Origin of the sequence: Idiomarina aminovorans (assembly GCF_023155095.1) — a bacterium.
GTDB classification, from domain to species: Bacteria; Pseudomonadota; Gammaproteobacteria; order Enterobacterales; family Alteromonadaceae; genus Idiomarina; species Idiomarina aminovorans.
The window spans coordinates 379,863-395,536 of sequence record NZ_JAKNDA010000001.1; the positions used below are offsets into that span (position 1 = coordinate 379,863).

The 15,674-nt window shown below is 47.8% G+C and carries 18 protein-coding genes; 11 read left to right on the forward strand and 7 right to left on the reverse strand.

Annotation, left to right across the window (positions count from 1 at the left end; all coding sequences use genetic code 11):
* Positions 1-283: 283 nt before the first annotated feature.
* From L8G48_RS01855 to L8G48_RS01865, 3 genes are read left to right on the forward strand one after another with little or no spacing between them, the layout of a single operon-like run.
* Positions 284-1,531, forward strand: a complete 1,248-nt coding sequence (locus tag L8G48_RS01855) for an acyl-CoA dehydrogenase family protein (protein WP_248262913.1) — start codon at positions 284-286, stop codon at positions 1,529-1,531.
* Positions 1,524-2,606, forward strand: coding sequence for a phosphotransferase family protein (locus tag L8G48_RS01860; RefSeq protein ID WP_248262914.1), 1,083 nt, complete (start codon positions 1,524-1,526; stop codon positions 2,604-2,606). The genes L8G48_RS01855 and L8G48_RS01860 overlap by 8 nt, the downstream gene beginning before the upstream one ends.
* A 28-nt stretch (positions 2,607-2,634) precedes the next feature.
* The gene (locus L8G48_RS01865; protein ID WP_248262915.1) at positions 2,635-3,417 is read left to right on the forward strand and encodes an SDR family oxidoreductase; all 783 of its coding nucleotides are present in this window, start codon (positions 2,635-2,637) and stop codon (positions 3,415-3,417) included.
* 27 nt (positions 3,418-3,444) lie between these two features.
* Here L8G48_RS01865 and L8G48_RS01870 read toward each other — a convergent pair whose 3' ends face one another.
* Positions 3,445-3,900 (reverse strand): hypothetical protein, encoded by a 456-nt coding sequence (locus L8G48_RS01870; protein WP_248262916.1) that lies wholly within the window; start codon positions 3,898-3,900, stop codon positions 3,445-3,447.
* 76 nt (positions 3,901-3,976) lie between these two features.
* Between L8G48_RS01870 and L8G48_RS01875 the strand changes: the two genes are divergently transcribed.
* Genes L8G48_RS01875 through glnS form a run of 6 tightly spaced genes read left to right on the forward strand, consistent with a single transcriptional unit; the run spans position 3,977 to position 8,865 of the window.
* Positions 3,977-4,237, forward strand: coding sequence for a hypothetical protein (locus L8G48_RS01875; RefSeq protein ID WP_248262917.1), 261 nt, complete (start codon positions 3,977-3,979; stop codon positions 4,235-4,237).
* A 47-nt stretch (positions 4,238-4,284) separates the two neighbouring features.
* Complete coding sequence (locus L8G48_RS01880; protein WP_248262918.1) at positions 4,285-4,689, forward strand: hypothetical protein; 405 nt, start codon at positions 4,285-4,287, stop codon at positions 4,687-4,689.
* Positions 4,686-5,450, forward strand: a complete 765-nt coding sequence (locus L8G48_RS01885) for a 5-oxoprolinase subunit PxpA (protein ID WP_248262919.1) — start codon at positions 4,686-4,688, stop codon at positions 5,448-5,450. The genes L8G48_RS01880 and L8G48_RS01885 overlap by 4 nt, the downstream gene beginning before the upstream one ends.
* A 14-nt stretch (positions 5,451-5,464) precedes the next feature.
* Positions 5,465-6,178 (forward strand): 5-oxoprolinase subunit PxpB, encoded by a 714-nt coding sequence (gene pxpB / locus L8G48_RS01890; protein ID WP_248262920.1) that lies wholly within the window; start codon positions 5,465-5,467, stop codon positions 6,176-6,178.
* Positions 6,175-7,131: a 5-oxoprolinase subunit C family protein gene (locus L8G48_RS01895; protein ID WP_248262921.1), complete on the forward strand. Its 957-nt coding sequence runs from the start codon at positions 6,175-6,177 to the stop codon at positions 7,129-7,131. The genes pxpB and L8G48_RS01895 overlap by 4 nt, the downstream gene beginning before the upstream one ends.
* 48 nt (positions 7,132-7,179) lie before the next feature.
* A complete protein-coding gene (glnS, locus tag L8G48_RS01900; RefSeq protein ID WP_248262922.1) occupies positions 7,180-8,865 on the forward strand; it encodes a glutamine--tRNA ligase in 1,686 nt (561 codons plus the stop codon).
* On the opposite strand, the gene L8G48_RS01905 is transcribed toward glnS, so the two are convergent.
* The 5 genes from L8G48_RS01905 to L8G48_RS01925 all read right to left on the reverse strand — a co-directional run bounded on the left by L8G48_RS01905 (position 8,852) and on the right by L8G48_RS01925 (position 12,072).
* Entirely contained in the window at positions 8,852-9,889 is a 1,038-nt protein-coding gene (locus L8G48_RS01905; RefSeq protein ID WP_248262923.1) for a saccharopine dehydrogenase family protein, read from the reverse strand. The genes glnS and L8G48_RS01905 overlap by 14 nt on opposite strands.
* The gene (fur, locus tag L8G48_RS01910; RefSeq protein WP_248262924.1) at positions 9,889-10,335 is read right to left on the reverse strand and encodes a ferric iron uptake transcriptional regulator; all 447 of its coding nucleotides are present in this window, start codon (positions 10,333-10,335) and stop codon (positions 9,889-9,891) included. The genes L8G48_RS01905 and fur overlap by 1 nt, the downstream gene beginning before the upstream one ends.
* Before the next feature lie 45 nt (positions 10,336-10,380).
* Entirely contained in the window at positions 10,381-10,914 is a 534-nt protein-coding gene (gene fldA, locus L8G48_RS01915) for a flavodoxin FldA (protein ID WP_248262925.1), read from the reverse strand.
* A 77-nt stretch (positions 10,915-10,991) separates the two neighbouring features.
* Positions 10,992-11,207, reverse strand: coding sequence for a DUF2788 domain-containing protein (locus L8G48_RS01920; RefSeq protein ID WP_248262926.1), 216 nt, complete (start codon positions 11,205-11,207; stop codon positions 10,992-10,994).
* 88 nt (positions 11,208-11,295) lie between these two features.
* Positions 11,296-12,072 carry an alpha/beta fold hydrolase gene (locus L8G48_RS01925; protein ID WP_248262927.1) on the reverse strand — a complete coding sequence of 259 codons (777 nt, stop codon included), beginning with the start codon at positions 12,070-12,072 and terminating at the stop codon, positions 11,296-11,298.
* Between the two features lie 106 nt (positions 12,073-12,178).
* On the opposite strand from L8G48_RS01925, the gene L8G48_RS01930 reads away from it, so the two are divergent.
* On the forward strand, positions 12,179-12,661 hold the full coding sequence (locus tag L8G48_RS01930; protein ID WP_248262928.1) for a replication initiation regulator SeqA: 483 nt from the start codon (positions 12,179-12,181) through the stop codon (positions 12,659-12,661).
* On the forward strand, positions 12,661-14,298 hold the full coding sequence (gene pgm / locus L8G48_RS01935) for a phosphoglucomutase (alpha-D-glucose-1,6-bisphosphate-dependent) (protein WP_248262929.1): 1,638 nt from the start codon (positions 12,661-12,663) through the stop codon (positions 14,296-14,298). The genes L8G48_RS01930 and pgm overlap by 1 nt, the downstream gene beginning before the upstream one ends.
* A gap of 8 nt (positions 14,299-14,306) precedes the next feature.
* Here the strand turns inward: pgm and L8G48_RS01940 are convergent, their stop codons facing one another.
* A complete protein-coding gene (locus tag L8G48_RS01940; RefSeq protein WP_248262930.1) occupies positions 14,307-15,596 on the reverse strand; it encodes an MFS transporter in 1,290 nt (429 codons plus the stop codon).
* Positions 15,597-15,674: the final 78 nt, after the last annotated feature.

Here is a 15,674-nt window from a genome sequence, read left to right on the forward strand (position 1 = left end):
GTCCGTGATAACGGGGTTAAACCCAACAAAAGGAATTAACAATGATTTATTTACTGATTGCCTTAGCCGTTGCCTCTGTTTTTGTCAGCTTCCTTATGATTTGGAAGGGCGACGTTATAACCCAAAAAATGACTAAAAAAGACAAATAATGCCTTTGTGGAGTCTAAACGGTTCCACTAACCCCCCCTCAATATCCTAACTAAAACTATGCTCTCAACTCTGGTTGTACCACCAACCCTTTCATGTCTACAATGCTGTTTATTATTCGTTGGGAGTGGGTGCTATGGACTTTTCCTACAGTGCGAAAACAAAGGATTATCTGGCGCGGCTGAATGCCTTCATGGCGGAGTACGTTGAGCCATACGAAGAGCAATATCAGAAAGAGAATTATCGGCTGAACAGCACGCCAAATTGGCGGGAGTGGCAGGTGCCTCCGCGGCTATTTGAGCTTAAACAGCTGGCAAAAGAGCAGGGGCTCTGGAACTTGTTTTTGCCGGACGAAAAAATCGGTGCAGGTTTAAGCACGCTGGAATACGCACCGCTTGCCGAGCGCATGGGCCGCAGCCTGCTGGCGCCGGAAATTTTCAACTGTAATGCTCCCGATACGGGCAATATGGAAGTGTTGTATCACTTTGGTGATGACCCGCAACAAGAGCAGTGGTTAACGCCCTTGCTGAATGGCGACATTCGCTCGGTGTTTTGTATGACAGAGCCGGACGTTGCGTCCTCCGATGCCACCAATATGCAAACCACTATTAAGGCGGACGGCTCCGATTGGGTGATTAACGGGCGTAAATGGTGGAGTACGGGTTTAGGTCACCCCGATGCTAAAATTGCCATTGTCATGGGTTTAACCGACGAAGACGCGGAAAAGCATTATCGCCACTCTATGGTGTTGGTACCTTTGAACACGCCGGGCGTAAACATTGAACGTATGTTGCACGCTCTGGGCGAGTACGATGCGCCATACGGCCACGGCGAGGTGGTGTTCGACAACGTTCGGGTACCTAAAGAAAACATCATTGTCGGTCCGGGTGCCGGTTTTAAAATTGCTCAGGGGCGTTTAGGCCCGGGCCGCATTCATCATTGTATGCGCGCTATTGGCGCGGCCGAGCGCGCGCTGGAGCTGTTCGTTGAACGCGGCACTTCGCGCATTGCCTTTGGTCAGCCTTTATTGAAACTGGGCGGTAACAGCGAGCGCTTGGCTGATATGCGTGTGGCTATTGATCAGGCGCGTTTGCTGACCCTGCATGCGGCCTGGCAAATTGACAACGTCGGTGCCATGAAAGCCATTAAGGAAATATCGGCGATTAAGCTGGTGGCTCCGAATGTACTGCAAAACGTGGTCGACGAAACCATGCAGTTGTTTGGTGGTGCATCCATGTGTCACGACACGCCGTTACCGGGCTTATTAACCGTAGCTCGTTCATTGCGTATTGCTGATGGACCTGACGCCGTGCATCGTGCGACTATTGCAAAAACAGAGTTAAAACAATGGGAAAAACAATGGAAAGGACGCGCTAATGACTGATTCATCTGCGGTTACTGATCAGGCCGTTGAGGTAAGGGAAGACGAAGCGCTGCCAATAGAGGCGCTGGATAACTGGTTAGTCGAAAACATAGGCAGTGAACTGCCCGAAGAGCGCGGCGAACTGCGAATTACCCAATACAATGGCGGTGTGTCTAACTGGACCTATCGTTTAGATTACAACGGTCTGGCACTGGTATTGCGTCGTCCGCCGGATGGTACCAAAGCGAAGTCTGCTCACGATATGGGGCGTGAATATCGGCTGCAGAAGCGCCTGCGTCCGGCTTTTCCGCATGTGCCCAGAATGCTGGCGCATTGCAAAGATGAGTCAGTAATAGGCGCGGAGTTTTATGTGATGGAGCACATTACCGGCATTATTCCGCGCAGGCGTTTTCCGAAAGGTTTGGATCTCAGCTCTGATCAGGCGCGGCAGCTATGTACCAATGCGCTGGATAAAATCATTGAGCTGCATCAGGTCGATTTAAACAGCACCGGCTTGCGTAAAATCGCTAAAGGCAGGGGTTATACCGAGCGTCAGGTGAACGGCTGGTGTGGCCGCTATGAAAGAGCTAAAACCTGGAATGTGTTCGGGGCAGGCTCCGTCATGCAATGGCTGCAGGAAAACAAACCGTCGGAAGAGAACATTTGCCTGGTGCATAACGACTTTCGTTTAGACAACTTGATACTCAACCCGGAAGACCCCACCGAAATAATCGGTATTCTGGACTGGGAGCTCGCAACCTTAGGTAACCCCTTAATGGATATTGGCAACTCGCTGGCGTACTGGATAGAAGCCAGCGACGACAAAGTGGCGCGAGCAACAAAACGTCAGCCGAGTGATTATCCGGGCATGTTAACCCGCAAGGAAGTCATCGATTATTACTGTGAGCGTACCGGCACTAATGCTGAAGATTTCGCTTTTTACGAGGTGTTTGGCTTGTTCCGTTTAGCGGTTATTGCGCAGCAAATTTATTACCGCTACCACCACAAGCAAACCAGCAACAAAGCCTTTAAGAACTTCTGGTTTTTGGTGAATTATTTGCTGTGGCGCTGCCGCCGCCGTATTGCGAAAGCCTAAAAAATAACAATAAAAAGAGAATTAAAAAATGTCTCAACAACGAAAAACCATTTTAATTACCGGTGCCAGCTCTGGCCTGGGTCAGGGTATGGCGCGGGAATTTGCAGCGCAGGGTAAAAACTTGTGCCTGTGCGCCCGCCGGTTAGACCGGTTGGAAGAGCTAAAAGCCGAGCTGGAAGGTCAGCATTCCGGTATAACCGTGAGCATTAAAACCCTGGATGTAAACCAGCACGAAGACGTATTCCGCATCTTTCAGGAATTTAAGCAAGAGTTTCACGCACAAAAAAAACAAATCGACCGCTTTATTATTAACGCTGGTATGGGCAAGGGCGCCGCTCTGGGGACGGGCTATTTTGAAGCGAATAAAGCCACGGCCGAAACGAACTTTGTGGCGGCACTGGCGCAATGCGAAGCGGCTATGGACATTTTGCGCGAACAAAAGCAGGGGCATTTAGTCACTATTTCGTCCATGAGTGCCTTTCGCGGTATGCCACGGGCTATGACGGTCTATGCGGCCACAAAAGCGGGTTTGGCGTCGTTAACCGAAGGCATTCGGGCGGACTTAATGAAAACCTATGGCAGCAACAGCCCCATTAAAGTATCGACCATTTATCCGGGCTATATTCGCTCGGAAATTAATGAAAAGGTGAAAAACACACCGTTCATGGTGGACACAGAAACGGGCTGCCGGTTATTGGCAGAAGCTATCAATAAAGAGCCGGTAAAAGCCTATGTGCCGCGCTGGCCCTGGGCGTTAATGGCATTTTTAATGAAGCGTCTGCCGTTAAAATGGGTGTTAAAGCTGGCTTAATTCAGATTTTTAACTCAGCCCGGCAATTTATTCGGGGCTGCCACAGACCGCATTACCGCGGGTAGATACCTGCACCGACAGTGACTGGCTGACGCCGTCAGCGTCGTTAAATAAGAACACCGGCTCAACCAAATGCATATTGCCACGGCTACCGTCGTGGTTGATATCAAGCTGCTGGTCTTTCAGGGTCAGTTTAAGGCAACCATCGTGCTCGGTCGTGAGTATGCGCTGCCATTTATCAATACGCGGCTCATGCAGCCAGACTTCGTGGCCTTGCCATTGCTTATCGCTGCCGCGCTCACACCAGTAAGAGTGGGCTTCTAAAGAGCCGCCATCATTGCTAACCAACTGTTTTATTTCGCACTGCTCTTCACTGGGCAAGTCGGGTTGCATAGTGACCTTCTGATAAATAATCGCGCTACCCAAAATGAGAATGATGGTAATAATAATGGCACCCACACCAAGAATAATTTGCTTTAACATATGGCTCCAGAACCTGATACAGTAGAATTTCTTAGTATAAAGACAATAAATATAAGAACAATAACTTGGGGGAAGTATGTGGCAACGTGTTTTGGCATTACTGATTCTTATTGCTGGCTTATTGATGGCGGTTTTGGGTGTTGTGAGTGATAACGACACTAATATCCGCCTATCGGGTGCTGTTTTAATGCTGATAGGTATTATCTGGCTTTATAAGCAGCCCACCTTAAAATCGCTGAATCGCACCGACAAACCGACGTTGAAATGGTATCAGTCTCCGCTCTTGTGGGTTCCGGTTATTGCGATCATCTTTTTTATTATCAGTCTGTTCATGTAGGCGGATAGTTTAAGCAGAGAGTTAGGCATAAATCAGGAATCTAATTAATGAATATCGCAAAACGAATTGTTATTTTAACCGGTGCCGTGGGTTTATTTTTTTACACGGCGGAGCAGGAAGAGCTGATTACCCTGATTGCGAATTTTGATCTGGGTTGGTACAAACTGGGCGTTCCTATTGCCTGGGGGCTGGTGCTTGGTGGATTGTGCGCGTTGCTAAAACTGCGTTGGCTGCTGTCCTGGATGGCTCCTGTAACTCTGGTTGCCAGTGCAATAACGACCATGGGGCTTACAGGTGCCATAGCGGTCTTTGCCAAACACCAGTTGGTGGTGCTGAGTTTACCGCCATTACAGCTCGCGGCCGTGGGTATCGGTTTGTATCTATTTGGTGTCAGTTTGGCTAAGTTAATGGGTGACATTGAAGCCAGAAAGTCTGAAAAAGGTAAGAAATGAATCCTCAAATTACTCTAAACAGTGATATTGGTGAAAGTTTTGGTGCTTGGGAAATGGGCGCCGATGAGTTAATCATGCCCCATATTGACTGTGCTAACGTCGCTTGTGGTTTTCATGCGTCTGATCCTCTCACTATGCTGAAAACGGTTAAACTGGCGAAGCAGCACAATGTGACCATAGGCGCACACCCGGCGTACCCCGATCTGGTTGGTTTTGGCCGACGCCACATGAAGTTAAAACCCGATGAGGTAACAGCCTTAATTCAATACCAGGTGGGGGCGTTACAGGGAATTTGTGCCGGTCAAAAAACAGAAGTGAGTTACGTGAAACCCCATGGTGCACTATATAATGACATGCTCAGCGACGGCCAGCAGTTTGATGCGGTTTGTCAGGCTATTGCAGCATTGCAGAATGACCGTCATGAACCGTTACCGTTAATGGTCATGGCAACCCCGGAAAACGATGCCTGGCGTCATCGCGGCCAGCAGTTTGATGTTGAACTTTGGTTTGAAGGGTTTGCCGACCGAGCTTACGATGATAACGGGCAACTGCGCTCGCGCAGTAACTCTGATGCGGTATACGGTGACGCAGAAACTCTGTACGCGCAGGCCGAAGCCTTTGCGACAGGCCGCGCTATTGAGAGTGTATCGGGTAAATCGTTACAGATTGAAATTGACTCTCTTTGTGTTCACGGCGATAACCCCAGGGCAATAGAAACCGTTGAGAAACTGCGGGATATTGTCCGGCAAGCTTACCAATAATTTATGATTAAGGTATGAATAAAGAATCTGATTTTCCCAAACTGGTTTCAGCGGGGGCTGATGCACTGATTGTCTATTTAGGCGAGGGCATTAGTGTCTCGGTTAATCAACGTGTTCTGGCGGCGGTTCGGGCGGTAGAGCAGAAACTATCCGATGTGGTGCTGGATCTCGTTCCGTCTTATAACTCGTTGATGGTTTACTATGACGTGCTGAATATTGATGAGCCGGAAATGCGCGAGCGTTTAAAAAACGCTTTGCAGGATCTGACCAGTGATGACCGCAACCAAACAGGCAAGCGGCACCGCATACCGGTGTATTACGATAAAAGCGTTGGCCCCGATTTATCCCGTATTGCTGAAACCAATAACTGCTCCGTAGAGGATGTGATTAAAGCTCATACGAAACAAACCTATCGGGTTTATGCCATGGGCTTTGCACCGGGTTTTGCCTATTTAGGTGAAGTTTCGGAAAATATACGAACGCCGCGTTTAGAGAACCCCCGCAAGAAAATAACGGCAGGCAGTGTAGCCATTGCCGAAAGCCAGACCGCGGTTTATCCGTCGGCGTCGCCCGGCGGCTGGAATATTATTGGCCGTACCTCAACTCAGCTTTATGACCCGTCTTCAGGAACCATTAGCCCGCTGAATGTGGGCGACGAAGTAGAATTTTATGCTGTTGATAAACAGGAGTTTATTGATGAAGGCGGTGATACGGAGACCTTATCATGATGCGGATTATTGAAGCGGGTATGCGCGCAATGGTGCAGGACTTTGGTCGTTTTGGTTATTTGTCTAAAGGCCTGACCCGCGGCGGCCCAATGGATGAGCACGCGTTTTTATGGGCCAACCGCTTACTGAGTAATAGCTTTAATGCTGCTCAGATTGAAATAACCCTGGGTGGTTTAGAGGTTGAGTTTGACTCCGATTGTCAGTGTGCAGTGACTGGCGCTGATGTTGAGCTTACGCTGGATGATGAAACACTGCAGAATTGGCAAAATTTTAAGGTACGTGCGGGGCAGCGGCTAAAAGTGAGTTACGCCAGTGCCGGTGTCAGAGCCTATTTAGCGGTGCAGGGCGGCTTTCAGGTGAAACCTAAATGGGGCAGTTGCGCCACGGTAACACGTGATGCGGTTGGCGGCTTGCATGGTGACGGCGCGCCGTTAAAAGCCGGAGACGAGGTGGCGTTTAATAAAGAACAGGACTATCAAGTATCGCGCCGCGTTGGCTGGAAGTACCGGCCTAATTACGAAAAAACTCCGGTTATTGGTTTAATACCGGGGTTTCAGTACGACGCATTTCCCAGTTCTGCCCAAGAAGCTTTCTGCTACGAAGATTACGAAGTCACGAAAGACAGTGACCGTATGGGTATTCGTTTGTCCGGTAAAGCGCTGGAATACGACGGTGAAGGCTTGGTGTCAGAGGGGGTTAATGTGGGTTCGGTACAGGTGCCGGCCAACGGGCAGCCTATTATTATGATGCACGACCGCCAAACCCTGGGTGGATACCCTAAACTGGGCACCATTAATCCTTTTGATTTAGGTCGGCTGGCGCAATGCCAACCCAGTCAGACGGTTCGTTTTACCCGCATTGAAGGTAAAGTTGCACAGCAGCAACTGCGCCGTTTTTATCAGTTTTTTAATGTTCGCTTAACTTGTCAGGCAGGCCATAACCTGCGATCATAACCGCTTCATTTTATCCGGTGTTGATTTTGTAGCGGAGACAAAAAGTCCATGGCTGATACTGATTCACGTCCCAGTAATTTTATTCGTCAAATTATTGATAAAGATTTGGCCAGTGGCAAGCATTCCACTGTACACACCCGTTTTCCCCCGGAGCCGAATGGTTACCTGCATATTGGCCATGCTAAGTCGATAGTGCTGAACTTTGGTATTGCCGAAGACTACAAAGGCACCTGTAACCTGCGTTTTGATGATACGAACCCGCTGAAAGAAAAAGTGGATTACGTAAACTCCATTAAAAAAGATGTGGAGTGGCTGGGCTATCACTGGGAAGGTGAGCCACGTTACTCATCCAACTACTTTGATCAGTTGCATGCCTTTGCGGTCGAACTGATCGAGAAAGGCCTGGCCTACGTTGATTTCAGCCCTCAGGATAAAATGCGTGAAATGCGCGGTACCCTGAAAGAGCCGGGCGTAAACAGCCCGTACCGTGACACTTCTGTGGAAGAGAACTTAAAGCACTTCGCTGATATGACAGCGGGTAAACACGAAGAAGGCACCGCGGCATTACGCGCAAAAATTGATATGAGCTCGCCGTTTATGTGCATGCGTGATCCGGTAATTTACCGTGTACGCTTTGTGCATCACCACCAGACCGGTGATAAATGGTGCGTTTACCCCATGTACGACTTTACCCACTGTATTTCCGATGCATTGGAAGGTATTACGCATTCACTGTGTACGCTGGAGTTTCAGGACAACCGTCGTTTGTACGAGTGGGTACTGGATAACATCAGCATTGACTGCCACCCACAGCAGATAGAATTTTCACGCCTGAACCTGCAATACACGGTAATGAGCAAGCGTATTATTAATACGCTGGTGGAAGAAAATAAAGTCACGGGCTGGGATGACCCTCGTATTGCCAGTGTTGCTGGTTTACGTCGCCGTGGTTATACACCTGAATCCATTCGTGAGTTTTGTCGTCGTATTGGCGTGACCAAAATGGATAATCAGGTAGAAATGAGCATGCTGGAAGCCTGCATCCGTGATGACTTAAATGCCAATGCACCACGTGCTATGGCGGTGATGGATCCGGTAAAAGTTGTGATTGAGAACTACCCGGAAGGCGAGCAGGAATTGCTGGATGCGCCTAACCACCCGAACGACCCGGAAATGGGCTCTCGGCAGGTCACTTTCAGCCGCGAAATTTGGATAGAACGTGAGGATTTCCGCGAATCAGCCAATAAGAAGTTCAAGCGGCTGGTACTGGATAAAGAAGTACGTTTACGTAACGCTTATGTTATTCGTGCCGACCGGGTAGAAACCGACGATAATGGTGAAATTCAGACCATCTATTGCCACTACGACGCGGATACGTTAGGTAAAGACCCGGCTGACGGTCGCAAGGTAAAAGGCGTGATCCACTGGGTGTCTGTTGAAACGGCTAAAGAAGCCGAGTTCCGTGTTTATGATCGTTTATTCCAGGTGCCGAATCCGGCGGCCGAGGAAGACTTATTCTCCACCCTGAACCCTGAGTCTCTGGTTATTAAGAAAGGCTTTGTGGAAGCAAACTTAGCTAGTGCGAAACTCAGCGAAAACTTCCAGTTTGAACGCCTGGGCTATTATTGCTTAGACACTGATGCCGAGAAAGAAGGGCGTCTTATTTTCAACCAGACGGTTGGCTTGCGTGACAGCTGGGCGAAAATAGAACAGCAACAAACTACTGAATCGTAAACTGATCCAGTAGTTTAGCGCCGTATAAACGTGAGGGGGTGTAAAAGCCCCCTGATTGTTTTTGCTTTAAGGTATGCACCGCCAGTTCTACCGCACCCTCAGCGGTCAGTGAATAACCATTTTTCACTTTAACCCGCATACTCTTTTTATTACCTTTGGCGTCTGTAACTTCACCCCAAACATAAGTCGGGTTGTCTTTGCGTTCTTTTTCTTCCGGGCCTGCGGGCTGTGACTCTAGTTTTTGTTTTAGCTTGCGTTGTACCCATTTCCAGTTAAATACCCAGCGGAACCAGTTCATGCGACGCATCTTTTTCACTAAGCGCGGGCTGGCGGGTATGTAGACTTCAATGTTGGGTATTTCAGTGGTGTAGTAAGCCGTGGAAACATCACCCCAGGGAATGGTCATGGCACATTTTTCACCGTTACCGAAGTCTATCCAGCGAGAATGCCAGGCGTGCGGAACATCGGTAATTTGCCCCTGAATTCGTGCGGCACCACCACGGGCTAAACTTTCGATACTGGTTTTAGCCGTGCCCCGGCTCATACGTGATCCTGAATCAAAACCCAGAGCCAGATGAGTTGCTTCAGGCATTTGGGCATTTAGTCGCGCCGCAATACAATCGGTTGGAATAACGTCGAAGCCGACACCCGGACAAATAACAACGCCAGCTTCACGAGCCGCTTTGTCCATAGAGTGCGCGTATTCGAAAACGTCAATCTCGCCGGTAATGTCTAAGTAGTGGGTTTGGGTATCAATGCAGGCGTTGATAAGCGGAACTGCGGTTTGACTGAATGGTCCGGCGCAGTTAACGACTAAGTCAACGTCTTCTAATTGCTGTTTGACCTCATCGATACTGTCTAATGAAAAGGCTTTATACTGAAAGCCTAAGTGATGAGCAGCTGGCTCAAGGGAGTCTTCATTCCGACCGGCTAAAATGGGTTGGTAACCGCGCTTTTTTGCCTGATGAGCAATAAGCTTGCCCGAATAACCATAAGCCCCATAAATGAGCCAGCGTAGCGCCATTATTCTGCCTCAGCAGCGGTTTTATATTCGCAGCTTTCGCCGCGCTGACATTCACCGTAAAGATAAAGGCTGTGGTTGGTCAGTTTGATTTTATTGGACACAGCAATTTTTTCCTGACGTTTTTCAATAACGTCGTCTTCAAACTCAAACACGTGACCACAGGTTAAACACACTAAATGATCATGGTGATCCTTAGCACTTAACTCAAACACCGAACGGCCACCTTCAAAGTGGTGGCGAGTAATAATGCCAGCGTCATCAAACTGGTTCAGTACTCGATATACAGTAGCCAGGCCAATTTCATCTTTTTGTTCCAGCAGAATTTTGTAAACGTCCTCGGCACTGATGTGTTGATTATCTGGATGTTTTAAGATCTCCAGAATTTTCATTCGTGGGGACGTGACTTTGAGTCCTGCTTTCTTTAGCTGTTCGTCGTTACTCGCCATAATAATTCGCATCTCAATTAAACATGTATAACAGCATACCCTGTATTAGCTGTTATTTGCCAGTTCTGCTAAACACATTTCTTCATAGACTTGCTGGCACCATTTACTCACGCGCTCTTTGGTCAGTTCGGGCTGACGGTCTTCGTCAATACCCAGCCCCACAAAATGATTTTCGTCTGTCATGCCTTTTGAGGCTTCAAAATTATAACTCTCGGTTGGCCAGTGACCGACAATAATGCCACCTCGCGCTTCGACAATATCGCGAACCATACCCATTGCATCAAGGAAGTATTCGGCATAATCTTCCTGGTCACCACACCCAAAAATTGCAATGAGTTTGTCAGTAAAATCAATTTCTTCCAGTTCGGGGAAAAAATCGTCCCAGTCGCACTGAGCTTCGCCGTAGTACCACGTCGGAATTCCGAACAATAGTAGGTCATAACTGGCAATATCTTCTTTACTGGATTTAGCGACGTCTTTAACGTCAACAAGCTTTTTACCCAGCTCCTTCTGAATCATCTGAGCGACGGCTTCGGTGTTACCGGTATCGCTTCCAAAGAAAATTCCAACAGTTGCCATAAATCAATTTCCACCTGGTTATACGAACAAACAATACTGAATGAATTGTCATTCAGCGGCGTAAATTATCAATTAGGTTAAATTCCGGATTCCCAGAGCACCTGAATAATACCTTTTGCAATAAAACCAAAACAACCCAGGAACAATACCGCCCAAACAATGATTTGTCCGAATTTCGGTACTGCCGAGCGTTTTAACACATCACGAATGGCTAAGCCTATTAGTAAAAATAGTATGCCCAGCGTAAAATTGGTGGCCAGAACTTCAATTTCTTCATAATACTCAGCTAACATACCGCTTAACCCCGCTGATGTGTAACGCCTGATATTGGCTATTTTTTTACGGCACTTAGATTACCATAAAGCGCTGCGGCTGGCGAGATTACTGAGTCAGAAACTCAAGGACAAGACGGTTGAATATTCGGGGCTTTTCAGCGTGTAACCAATGACCCGCGTCTTCGATAATTTTAACTGACGTGTTACTGAAACGGGAACTGACCTCTTTTTGGTGTTTTTCAGTCAGGTAGTTTGAGTTGCCGCCTTTAATGAAAAGTACCGGGCCTTCATAGTGGCCGGTACTGGCAGCTGCTGAAATTTGCTCATAGTTTTGCTTTAATGCGTTAAGGTTAAGTCGCCATTGGTAGCCATTGTCGGTCTTTTTAAGGTTTTTCAGTAAAAACTGACGCACGCCTTTTTCTGAAATTTTATCCGCTAGTTGTTCGTCGGCATCGCCGCGGCTTTTTACCTGGCTTAAATCCAGTTCTGACAGCGCATCCAAAATGCTGTCGTGAGTGCCGTTGTAAGCTGCGGGGGATATATCAGCAACTATGGCAGCAGTAACGCGTTCAGGTGCTTTCATGCACATTTCCATGGCAATTTTGCCCCCCATGGAATGACCTAATACAGAAAACTGTTCAACCTCTAACGCATCGGCCAGCTCAATGATGTCGTCGGCCATGGCCGAGTAAGTCATAGTTTCACTGTGGAAAGAATCGCCGTGGTTGCGAGTGTCCGGCAAAATACAAAAGTAGTCATCTGAAAGTTCTCTGGCGATACTTTTTAAGTTGTCTTTGTCGCCGAAAAGGCCATGAATAATGATGATAGCCGGATGATTATCGGTACCTAATGTTTCGTGATTCAACAATGAAGAGTCTGCCATCGAAGCGCCTTTAGTGATAAACTTTGAGGCATATTTTCAAGGCTTTGTCGGGGCGTTGCAAGTGACAAAGCACAACCTTTCAATATTCAGGGGTAGAAAGTCAATAATGAAGCGGATTGACATTGACGATGATTTATACGCATACATTGCAAGCCATACCAGAAAAATAGGCGAGAGCGCGTCGGATATTCTGCGTCGCCTGCTTGATGTAAATAATAACGAGCCTGAAGTCGACAGCAAAAGTACACAAACCGAATCGGTTTTTAACCGCTTAAACGAGCAGGATGTGCGCATTCAAAAAAGTGTGGTTGCACGCTTTCTTTATATTTTAAGTATGTTGTATCGTTGCCATTCAAGCGAGTTTTCGCAAGTGCTGGATATCCGCGGACGCGATCGTCAGTATTTCGCGCGATCAGAAGAGGCGTTACTGACTTCCGGTAACAGCACAAATCCAAAACAAATACCGGACTCCCCATTTTGGGTGATTACCAACACCAATACGACAAAGAAAAAATCGATGCTGACTCAGGTAGCCGAGAAACTTGGCTATGATTCAGTCGATGCAGAAAAAATTAGGGACTTTTTATAATGGCGAATCATGAACGGGCAGGTCAGCTGGCACAGGCCGGTGACTTGACAAACATTGCGCAACTGACCAGTGCTTATTATGTTTATGAGCCGGACCCACGCAAAAAGGCAGAAAAAGTCAGTTTTGGTACGTCGGGTCACCGGGGCAGTTCATTTAAGCGTTCATTTAATGAAGCGCATATTCTGGCTATTGCGCAGGCTATTTGCGCGTATCGCGAAGAGCAGGACATTAGCGGACCTATTATGGTTGCTAAAGATACCCACGCGCTGTCAGAGTCTGCCTACATCAGTGCTTTAGATGTGTTCATTGGTAACGGTATAGAAGTTCAGGTTCAGACCGAGCACGATTATACCCCGACGCCGGTATTAAGCCGTGCGGTTATTGAATGGAACCGCGACCATAAAGCGAAAGCCGACGGTGTGGTGATTACGCCGTCGCATAACCCGCCCGAAGACGGTGGCTTTAAATATAACCCACCGCATGGCGGACCGGCCGATTCCGATGTTACGCGAATTATTGAGAAGTATGCTAATGCGTTACTGTCATCCGGGTTAGTCGGGGTAAACACCTGTGAAAGTGAAGATGTATTACAGCATTCAAAACTGACCTTTGTTGACTGGCGCAAGCATTACATCGCTCAACTGGAAGACTGTATTGATATGTCGGCTATTCGCGATGCGAAACTAACATTAGCGGTCGATGCTATGGGGGGTTCCGGCGTTAAATACTGGCAGCAAATTGCTGAGCATTACAATTTGTCTATTGAGGTTCGTAATGCAGTGGTTGATCCGGCCTTTTCATTTATGCCGCTGGATAAAGACGGCAAAATTAGAATGGACTGCTCATCGCCTTTTGCTATGGCCAGTTTACTGGCGTTAAAAGACAACTACCATTTAGCGTTTGGTAATGACCCGGACTACGACCGCCACGGCATAGTGACACCGACCCACGGTTTGCTGAACCCGAATCATTACCTCTCGGTAGCGATAGATTACTTATGTAAACATCGTGACTGGGACAAGAGTATTGCGATAGGTAAGACCCTGGTATCCAGCGCCATGATTGACCGCGTAGTCAGTTCAAACGAGCGTCCACTCATGGAAGTGCCGGTTGGCTTTAAGTGGTTTGCCAAAGGGCTTGCTGAACAAAGCATAGCCTTTGCCGGTGAAGAAAGTGCCGGTGCAACCTTGCTGGACCGCAAAGGAAATACCTGGACCACCGATAAAGACGGTATTGTGATGGCTTTGTTGGCCGCTGAGGTACTGGCGAAAACCGGTAAGAATCCGGGCCAATATTATGATGAGTTATGCCAGCAGCACGGTACGTCTTATTATCGTCGGGTTGATACCGCTTCAAGTGCCGATAAAAACGCACGCTTTAAAGACATTCGCGCGTACAAAGTCAAACTGCCTGAGCTGGCAGGCGATACTGTGTCTGATATCTCAACCAAAGCGGCTGGAAATGGGGCACAGTTTGGTGGCATTAAAGTGACGACCGGTAATGGCTGGTTTGCGGCACGACCTTCAGGCACCGAGCCTATTTACAAAATTTACGCTGAAAGTTTTGTCAGCGAGCAGCATTTAGACGAGATTTTTGAGCAGGCCACCAGTTGGGTCAATGACCTGCTGTCAGAATAAATAAGCAGTTAACGAAGGACGGCGTTGGACTCCATTTCGTCGTCGTCCTCTTCTTCTTCCGTTTCCGGAGCTTCCTCCGCCATAGACGTTAATAGCTCATCAGAAGTTTGTGACGGTGCCAGTATGGCAAAGTTGCTGTGTAACTGGTCTTCGGCTTTTGCGCGGCGTGTAATGCGGTACAGCGAGTAAAAACCCACCATGGCTGTCAGTGCTGCCAGTAACAAGAAAAAGTAGTTAATAGCACCAAACTGCATTAATGCCGCAACAGCGGGGGCTCCTATAATTGAGCCAGCGCCGCCAATTTTAATAATGGCGCCGGTTGCCCCCACCATTTGGTCTCGTTCCAGAAAATCGTTCGTGTGCGCCATGCCCAGTGAATACAGAGGCAAAATAAAGGCGCCTAACAAGCCAACAATCAGATAAATGAGAATAGCGTTTGATGCCCCCAGTTGAGACAGGACAGCAGCTGTTAGTGTTCCACCTGCAGCACAAATAGCAATAACAAAACGGCGGTCGATTCGATCCGATAATAATCCGAAAGGCGCTTGAGAAATTAAGCCGCCGGCAATGAATGCTGCCATGAAAAAGGTAATTTGAACGACGCTAAGGCCTATGTAAGACGCATACATTGGACCGATGCCGTAAAACATGGCGTAGCAGGCCTGCATGATAAAGGCATTGACGACGCCCAGAGGTACGGTCTTAAATAATAACGAAATGGGGACCTTTCGGTTTTCATGGGTTGTTGGTTCAGCTGTCACACTGATCAAAATAGGAATCAGAGCCAGATTTATTAGTAAAGCAATAATAGCGAAGGCAATAAAACCCGCCGGGTCGGCAACACCCAGAATAAGCTGCCCGACAATAAGGCCAGTATAAATAATAACCAGATAAACGGACAGCAAAGTACCGCGACTGCGGTTGTCTGCCATTGTGTTCAGCCAACTTTCTACAATGACAAAAATGCCGGAAATGGCAAACCCGGTAATAAAGCGCATGACAAACCAGATAATGGGGTCAACCCAAATGGCTTGCATTAAAATACTAAAAGCAGCTAACGCTGCCAGGCCACCAAATGAACGAATATAGCCAACCCGACGAATATCTTTAGGTGCGCGGGTAGAACCAAATAAGTAGCCGATAAAATAGGCTGACATGATAAAACCGGTAACCAGAGTACCAAAACCTTCAATGGTGGCGCGCAGACTCAATAGAGTACTGGTCATGCCGACACAGACACCAATTAAACTGATGCTGCCCAGTAAAGAACTGATACCTCGAAGTTGTTGTTTTAGCATGCCTTTGTCACTCTTCACCCGTTTGTCGCAATATTACCGTTAGTGGCTTTATTTTCCTAGTGGAGATTCCCACAAGCT